The organism is Actinoplanes rectilineatus, assembly GCF_000962825.1.
Classification (GTDB): domain Bacteria; phylum Actinomycetota; class Actinomycetes; order Mycobacteriales; family Micromonosporaceae; genus Actinoplanes; species Actinoplanes rectilineatus.
Genome location: NZ_JZKF01000160.1, coordinates 1 through 7,808, shown reverse-complemented (window position 1 = coordinate 7,808; position 7,808 = coordinate 1). Strand labels below are relative to the sequence as shown.

Here is a 7,808-nt window from a genome sequence, read left to right as displayed (position 1 = left end):
GGCACCGGTCGAGTCCAGCTCGCCGAACGTCCCCGGACCCGAGGCGGCCAACAACCGGCACAACTGCTGGTAGCCCGCCACCGGCGCATCGCCGCGACGGAGACGCCAGGCGTTGACCTCCAGAACACACGCCCACACGTCACCGGCCGACCGCAACAACCCGAAACACCGCTGCCGCTGAGCACACGTCACCCGCAGACCGATCCGGGCGGTGCGATGCACCACCGGCCCGACATCCACCCGCATCCTAGGCATGAGACCAGTATCCACGAGACTCTAGGCGCGAAGCAATCGCAGGCCCATGGTGACATCAAACAACCCGGCACCCGATCGACCCGGTGAACGTTCGCGGACACCGCACTAGCCGTACGCCAGGATCAGCGTCTCCAGTACTTCCGGCGACCGGCGCCGCTGTTCCAGCAGCGACATCGCGGCAGCCAGCTCGACCAGGTCCCCGGCCAGGGCGGTGTCCTTGCCCCGCGCGGCATGCCGCGCCAGCACGAAAGCGGCGGCCCGGACGAGAGCCGCGGAACCGGGCGTGATCGGCTGCCGACGGGTGACGATCGGTTCGGCGACCGTCACCAGGTGGGCGAGCGCCGCACGGAATCCCGGGTCGGCCGCATCCCCGCGCGCCAGGTGACGGACCTTGGCCGCGACGGACGCCAGGTCCACCCGGATGATCGCGCCCTTCGGACGGTATCGCTTGGGCAGCAGGGACTTCGCGACGGTCTCGGCGGGCAGCATCGTCCCGGTCGCGGGAAACCGCAACCGGGCCACGTCGAAGTCCACCGGCGCCAACATCCCGTCGAGCGGGTGCGGGTGATGCGGCCGGGTCACCGGGACGTCGCGTTCGTCGAACCGGGCGGCGAGCTTGCCGATGGTCTTCCTGACATTGCGGAAGTCCAGGTCCACTCCGGGAACCTGATGGTTCGACGCCTGCTCGAGCGCCCGCTCGGCATGGTCAAGGCAGGCTCGTCCGGTTACGGCCACCGTCTCTGCTCTCGGCAGTCGGAGCAACGTCCGTTCCAGGGAGACCAACGCGTCACGGAGGATCCGGCTCTGGTCCCGCACATTGTTCGCCCTGGTGAACATACGGGCGTGATGATCACGCATACCCTGTTCCGCGTCCTGGCCTGTGTCGTTCCGGGCGGCCAGATACCAGGTCTCCGCCTGACCCACTCCGGCGGCGGCGCTCATCATCCGGCTCGCCACCAGGTCGATCTCCCGAATGGCGCGCCGGGCCAGCTCCGCCAGCGCCGCGGCGAGAACAGCGGAACCGTTCAGGTCCGCCGCAAGCTCACGGGACAGGTCCGCCCCGGTCACCCCGCTGCGATCGGTGGCCGGCCAGCGGAGGGCGGCCCCGGCCCCGACCGCGGCCCAGGTGGGGGCGGTCGGTTCGATCAGGTCCAGTTCGTCCGGGGCCGGCAGGCGGAGCCGGGGGTGCCGGCCCTTCAACAGATCGTTGAGCCAGGTAAGGAACCGCTCGGCGTCGGCACGCCAGATCCCGCGGGCGACCCGGTCCCGCTCCGGCCCCTCGGCGGGCGCCGCACCGACGTCCAGGCAGTACAACCGGTACAGGTCGGCGGTCACCGGCCGCAGGCAGACCCGGGCGCCGCGGTCGGTGATCTTCACCCGGCTCAGCAGGCGTTTGACGAGCACCTCGACCGTGATCAGGCGGTCCGACTTCTCCGCGCCGGGTTCCAGGCCGCGGGCCAGCACGGCGTCGAGCCGGTCCCGCAGGTCGTCCGGGAGCCGGCCGGTGGTCGCGGCGATGTCGAAGGCCAGCGCGAGGGCGTTCTCGGTGTCCGCGTCCAGGGCGCCGCGCACGATCGGCGAGGCGTCGTTCTCCGCCGCGTAGAGCAGAGTGACCTCGCGCCACCAGGTCTTGTCGACCGACTCGACGAGTACGTCGGGTCGCCCGGCGTCCTCGATGTGCCGGGCCGCCAGGTATTCCTGGAAGGTCTGGTGGGTGAAGCCGACGGTCCGCTTGTCCGGGCTGACCAGCAGGCCGTCCCGTTCGACATCGGCAAGGAACTGTTCGGCGCTGACCGAGGGGTCGATATCGGCCAGCCAGGGCCGCAGGACGGTGTTCAACATCCGGCGGTCGAGGTCCCGGACGCCGTCGCACATCCAGGTGAAGGCGAGCCGGCTCAGCAACGCAAGCCGGTGCCCGGTGGGCAGGCCGGCGGAACGGCCCTGTTCCCGGCCTCGACGGTCCAGCATCACCTCGCACACCTCGCGGTAGAGGCGGGCCCGGTTCGTCGGCAGGCTCGCCCCGAACTTGTGGACGGTCGCGATCATGGTGAGCAGCAGAGGGTTCTCGGTGAGGTCGTAGAGTCCGTGAATCGTCTCGAGCTGGCGCAGCAGATGGTCGGCGGCCGCGGCGGCGCCGGGCGACACCGGACCGCCCCGCTCCTCCCGGTCAACCGCCTGGTACCACTTGTACAGGAACTCCACCACCTGCTCCCGGTTGAACGGGAGAACCTTGAGCGTGGACGTCGCGGTGACGAACGAGCCGCCGTAACCGTGCGGGCGCGACGAGACGATGTAGTCGTTCTTCGGGAACAGGGCGATCTGCTCGTTGATCCAACGCACCACGGACCGGCGCTCGTCGGCGCCGGGCACCTCGTCCAGCCCGTCGAAGATCACCACGCACCTCCCGGCTCGCAGTTTCCGCTCCCACCAGCCGTCCGGCTCGGCGACCGGCAGGCCACGGGCGAAACCCCCGATCAGCGCGGGCAGGCCGCCGCCGGCATCGGCGAGGATCGCCGCGGCCCGGTCGTTCAGCGGGAGCAGCACCGGAAGGGAACGTGCCCGGGCGCGGTGGTTCGACACGATGTCCCGGACGACGTGGCTCAGCATGGTGGTCTTGCCGCTGCCCGGAGCGCCGAGCACGACCAGCACCCGGGGCGGCCCTTGCAGGAACTCCGACACCCGGCGCCGGGTTCCCGGGGACGGGCCACCGCCGACCAGTCCGGCCGGCACCTGCCCGGGCGCCTGAGGGACCAGCTCGACATGGACGAAGACATCGTCGAGCTCCGGGCTGAACGGGATCACCGTGATCTGACCGGTGGCATCCACCACGCCACGGGAATCCGCGGCCCAGCGGCGATAGGCCCCGGCGTACCGGAAGTCCAGCCGCCCGCGCAGCGCGGTGCGGAACCGTTGCCACTCGGCCCGCCCGGCCAGTGCGGGGAGCACCGACAGGGCGGCGCCGATCGCCACCGCCGTGCCGGTGAGTTTCCAGTCCTTCGTCCACTCCCAGTTCTCCGGGAGCGCGCCGGTGAAGATGTTGGTGAAGGCGTTCAGGCCGACGCTGAGCGTCACGACGGCGACCGCCGACCGCAGTCCCGGAGTTGATCGACGATCGTCGCTCATCGAGCCATGATGGCAGCCGGTCGCGCCACGCAGGTAGCACGACCGGCTGGTTCGATCAGGACGGACGGACCGGTCAGGCCGCGTCGCCGCGCGCGTGCAGCAGCTGTGCCGTGTACGCGTTGAGCTCGATCGGCGTGTCCTCCCCGACGACCACGGTGCCGCCGAGGTGGGCCAGGTGCCGGCCGTACGCGTAATTCGGCTCGAACGCGAAGCTCATCCCCGGCACCAGTTCCATCTCCGGCAGGAAGGCCGGGTGGTCGGCAATCCGCGGGTAGCCCTCGGTGCCCGGGATGCGGCTGAACAACCCGCGGCCCTTGCCCACGGACAAGCCGGGGTTGAGCGAGTGGACGGCGATCAGGAACGGCCAGCCGTCGGCGGCATCGATCGGCTCGTGCATCGCGTCGACGAGGTCGCCGAAGGTCCGGCCGGGGCGCAGCGCTGCCAGGCCGGCGTCGTACGCGGCCCGGGCGACCAGCGCCGCCCGGTGGAAGTCCTCGTGGACGTCGCCGACGGCGATGGTGACCTGGTTCTGGGTGTGGCGTCCGCCGAAGTTGGCGAACACCTCGGCGTAGATGACGTCGCCGTCGGCGAGGGTGCGGGGTTCCTGGGGGCGCTGGCCCCAGGCCGGTGGCCCGGCGGCGATCACGTCGGGACCCGACCACAGGTGCATGGCCGCGGGCAGGGTGCCCTGGCGGTAGCCGGCGGCCATGCCCGCCGCGTACACGTGGCTCTCCGGTACGCCGGGTGCCGCGGTCGCCACCATGGCCTCGACCATGGCATCGCCGATCGCCGCCGACCGGCGCAGCACGGCGATCTCCTCGGCCCCGAGCGGGAGGATGAGCTGGCCGAAGGCGAGGTCCACGGGACGGAAGTCGGCTCGGGGCAGGGCGGTCAGGACCGCGTTCCACAGCCCGTACGGGATGATGCCCTCCGGGTGCCAGGGCATGTGGGATCCCAGGCCGACGACGCCGATGGTCGCCGCGTCCAGGCCGGAGGCGTGCAGCGCCTCGACGATGGTGCGGGAGCTGCGGGCGGGGCGCAGGTTCTCCGGGGGGATCCACATGGTTTCGCCGCGGCGCGAGGACTCCAGGTGATCCATGATGTACATCGGGCCGGGCAGCAGGGAGACGGGTGCGCCCTCAGCGGTGACGACGACCGTGGCGCCGGGCCGGCCGTTGGTGAACCAGGTGTCGTAGGCGACGGGCGCGGGCCCGGCGTCTTCGTGTTCGCCGAAGACGAGCAGGGCGTCGAGGCCTTCGCGGGCCATGAAGGTCCGGGCCAGGTCCCATCGGCGGTCACGTTCGGCGAGGGAGAAGACCGGCGTCATGATCGGCTGCCCGCCAGGAGCCGGACCAGGATCTGCAGGCCGGTGCCGGTCGTCGCCCAGCCGGTGCGCTCGCGTAGCCGGCCGCTGGCATCGGCGTTGATCAGGCCGTGTGCGGTGGCGAAGATGAGGATGGCGAGGTTGTCGCTCGGCACGTCGGGCAGCGCCCCTGCCGCCTGGCTGTCCTCGACGATGGTGGCGAAGACGGCGAGGGCCTCGTCCGCGGCGACCGTCAGCGGGCCGCCCCGGGCGGCGATCCCGGGGCTGTTGAACAGCAGCTGGTATCGGGCGGGATGACTCCGGCTGAAGTCGATCACGGCGTCCAGCGCGGCGAGCAGCCGCTGGTTCGGTTCCTGGCCGGATGACCGGATCTGCTGCCACGTGGCGGCCAGGGCCCGGAAGTCGGCGGCGGCGACGGCCGCGAGCAGGTCGTCACGGTTGACGAAATGTTTGTACGGCGCGTTGTGCGACACCCCGATCGCGGCGCCGACGGCGCGCAGGGTGACCGCGGCCTCGCCGCCGTCGTCGAGCAGGGTGGCGGCGGCCGTGACGAGTCGTTCGGCGGTGCTCATCGCAGTAGCTCCGGTTCTTCCGCGGCGGTCAGGCCGGCGAGCCGCCTGCTGTCGTCCCACAATTTTCTCGCGCGCTGCTCGTCGTAGGAGAGCCGGGCCGACCGGACCGCCGCCAGGGTTCCGTCGTTGGCCTGGAAGTACTTACCGGCTCCGTCGGCATGCTCCGGGCTCACGATGAGCGCGGCCAGGGAGGCACCGGAGAACTCGACGGTGGAGGTGATCGCGCCGATGCGCTTGGTCACCCATTTCATGGCGGCGGTCGTGGAGACCCACTGGACCGGTTTCGGCATGCCGCGCAGGAAACCGGTGTCGGGGATGGAACCCGGGTCGAAGGCGATCGACGCGATCGAGCTGCCGGCCTTGCGGAGCCGGCGGTCCAGCTCGTAGGCGTACATCACGGTGCACAGTTTCGAGGTCGAGTACCGTTTCCCCGCGGACAGCGCCTTTGCGCCGTCCTTACCTGTGGTGGCGAGCGCGGTGGCGTCCGGCTCGACGACGGCCCCGACCATCCGCCCGTCCATCGAGTCCGGGTCGTGGGTGCTGCTGGAGGTGTACACCACCCGCCCGTCGTCCGGCAGGTGCGGCAGCAGGAGTTCCACGAGCAGGAAGTGCCCGAGGCAGTTGGTCGCGAACGTCGTCTCGTACCCCTCGGGGCTGTAGGTCACCGGGCCGTCGAACCGGCCGCCGGCGTTGCAGGCGATCGCGTCGAGCGCGGCGATCTCCCCGTCGGCGAGCATCCGGCGCACCCGTTCGGCGGCCGCCCGGACCGAGGTGAGCGACGACGTGTCCAGGGCCGATGTCGTCACCCGCACGCCGTGCGCGGCGCGCAGTTCGTCGGCGACCGCCCGCATCCGGTCCGGGCTGCGCCCCGCCAGCACGAGGTCGTGGTTTTCCGCGGCGAGCACGCGGGCCGCGGCGAGGCCGATGCCCGAGTGTCCGCCGGTGATCAGAACCGTAGCCATCCATGACTCCTCTGAGGTTGACGCTGTCAACCTACTCGCCCAGGTTGACAGCGTCAACCTTCGAGAAGGTGGCGACGGGGAGTGACGAAACGGTTGCGCATAGCGCGTACCGATAGTTAGATATTTCTCGATGAGACCGGCCATTTTCGCACTAACCGTCGCGGCGTATCTGACGCTGCTGACCGACGTGGCCACCGGCCGGCGCTCGGAGCTGACGCTGGCGCCCGCCTCCGCGTTCCTACTCACCGCCACCTGGGGTTTCAGTGCGGTACGGCGCCGTGCCAGCCGCGTGCTCTCGGCCGGATACCTCACCCTGCTGGCCGGGCTCGGCGGCGCCGTGCTGCTCACCTCCGCGGGTGTCGCCGGCGCCACCCCGATGCTCATCGTCGTCGTGATCGCCGCCCAGGCCGTCCTGCTGCTGCCGTTGCGCGCGATCGTCCCCGCCGTGCTGCTGCTCCCGATCCTCGACCTCGGACTGTTCACCGCCGCGATCCTCGCCGTCGCACTGACCACCGCGGTGACCCGCGAACAGCAGGCCCGCGCCGAGCTGGCCGCCGCGCACGGCCGCCTCCGCGAGTACGCGATCCAGGTCGAACACCTCGCCACCGTCCAGGACCGCTACCGGGTCGCCCGCGACGTCCACGACGGACTCGGGCACGCACTGACCGTCGTCCAGGTGCAGATCCGGGCCGCCCGGGCATTGCTCGTCCCGCAGCCGGACCGGGCCGAACAGATGCTGGTCAAGGCCCAGGAACAGACCGAGGAGGCACTGCGGGAGGTGAGCCGCTCACTCGGCGAACCGCCGGAACCACCGCCGGACGACCTGGAGACCCACGCTCGCCGGCGGTTCGACCCCGCGGATCGAGGTGCCCGGTTGAGGACCGGCGACCGAAGCAGCGACGGAGGTACCCGATGACCACTCTCCCCTTCCCCGACGACCACCGGCAGCCGCTCTCCGCCCGGGAACTGGAGATCGTGCGGCTGGTCGCTCTCGGACACACCAACCGGGAGATCGCCCGCAAGCTCTTCCTCGCCGAGGGCACCGTCAAGAACCACGTCACCAGCGTGCTCGGCAAACTCGGCGTCCGGGACCGCACCCAGGCGGCGCTGCGCGCGCAGGCCCTCGGCATGCTCGGCTCCTGACCCCACACCCTCCTGCGGGGGTACGCGACAAGCACGGCGACCGGGTCGACGCGCGGACGACCGTGCGGGCGGGACCGTCACGGAGGCGTACCCCGGTGAGAGGGTGTGCGGAACGGCCTGACCGCGCTGACGGGAAAGCGCGTGGCGGCATCGACGCGCACGAGATCGGTTTGAGTAGACTTCCGGACTCGTGGCCCTGGACGGCGGCGCGTGGGGAGAGATGTCGACATGAGCGAGCCGCTGCGACCCGGCGACCAGGCGTGGCTCGGGCGGTACGAGCTGGTGGGCCGCCTGGGCGAGGGCGGCATGGGCACGGTCTACCTCGGACGGGGCCCGGACGGCCGGCCGGTGGCGATCAAGATGGTGCGGCCGGAGTTCTCGCACGACAGCGAGTTCCGGGGCCGGTTCCGCAGTGAGGTGACGCGGGCC

At 71.2% G+C, this 7,808-nt stretch carries 7 protein-coding genes and 1 pseudogene; 3 read left to right on the top strand and 5 right to left on the bottom strand.

What is annotated here, in order from left to right; all coding sequences use genetic code 11:
• The 5 genes from WH85_RS45345 to WH85_RS45325 all read right to left on the bottom strand — a co-directional run.
• Positions 1-246: hypothetical protein (locus WH85_RS45345; RefSeq protein ID WP_157411641.1), on the bottom strand; the 246-nt coding region annotated here is incomplete at its 3' end.
• 114 nt (positions 247-360) lie between these two features.
• On the bottom strand, positions 361-3,378 hold the full coding sequence (locus tag WH85_RS45340) for an NACHT domain-containing protein (RefSeq protein ID WP_083449765.1): 3,018 nt from the start codon (positions 3,376-3,378) through the stop codon (positions 361-363).
• Between the two features lie 73 nt (positions 3,379-3,451).
• Positions 3,452-4,705, bottom strand: coding sequence for an aminopeptidase P family protein (locus WH85_RS45335; protein ID WP_045748422.1), 1,254 nt, complete (start codon positions 4,703-4,705; stop codon positions 3,452-3,454).
• Positions 4,702-5,274 (bottom strand): TetR/AcrR family transcriptional regulator, encoded by a 573-nt coding sequence (locus tag WH85_RS51975; protein WP_052721309.1) that lies wholly within the window; start codon positions 5,272-5,274, stop codon positions 4,702-4,704. Before WH85_RS51975 ends, WH85_RS45335 begins: the two co-directional genes overlap by 4 nt.
• Positions 5,271-6,236 (bottom strand): SDR family NAD(P)-dependent oxidoreductase, encoded by a 966-nt coding sequence (locus WH85_RS45325; protein ID WP_045748421.1) that lies wholly within the window; start codon positions 6,234-6,236, stop codon positions 5,271-5,273. The genes WH85_RS51975 and WH85_RS45325 overlap by 4 nt, the downstream gene beginning before the upstream one ends.
• Before the next feature lie 130 nt (positions 6,237-6,366).
• Between WH85_RS45325 and WH85_RS45320 the strand changes: the two genes are divergently transcribed.
• From WH85_RS45320 to WH85_RS45310, 3 genes and pseudogenes are all read left to right on the top strand, one after another.
• Complete coding sequence (locus WH85_RS45320) at positions 6,367-7,152, top strand: histidine kinase (protein ID WP_052721307.1); 786 nt, start codon at positions 6,367-6,369, stop codon at positions 7,150-7,152.
• Positions 7,149-7,379 carry a helix-turn-helix domain-containing protein gene (locus WH85_RS45315; RefSeq protein WP_045748420.1) on the top strand — a complete coding sequence of 77 codons (231 nt, stop codon included), beginning with the start codon at positions 7,149-7,151 and terminating at the stop codon, positions 7,377-7,379. Before WH85_RS45320 ends, WH85_RS45315 begins: the two co-directional genes overlap by 4 nt.
• A gap of 228 nt (positions 7,380-7,607) precedes the next feature.
• Positions 7,608-7,808: pseudogene (locus WH85_RS45310) on the top strand (serine/threonine protein kinase); the annotation flags it as partial.

Coding starts and splice junctions, on each gene's coding strand:
- WH85_RS45340 (WP_083449765.1), bottom strand. CDS start 3,378: ATGAGCGACGATCGTCGATCAACTCCGGGACTGCGGTCGGCGGTCGCC.
- WH85_RS45315 (WP_045748420.1), top strand. CDS start 7,149: ATGACCACTCTCCCCTTCCCCGACGACCACCGGCAGCCGCTCTCCGCC.
- WH85_RS45325 (WP_045748421.1), bottom strand. CDS start 6,236: ATGGCTACGGTTCTGATCACCGGCGGACACTCGGGCATCGGCCTCGCC.
- WH85_RS45335 (WP_045748422.1), bottom strand. CDS start 4,705: ATGACGCCGGTCTTCTCCCTCGCCGAACGTGACCGCCGATGGGACCTG.
- WH85_RS51975 (WP_052721309.1), bottom strand. CDS start 5,274: ATGAGCACCGCCGAACGACTCGTCACGGCCGCCGCCACCCTGCTCGAC.
- WH85_RS45320 (WP_052721307.1), top strand. CDS start 6,367: ATGAGACCGGCCATTTTCGCACTAACCGTCGCGGCGTATCTGACGCTG.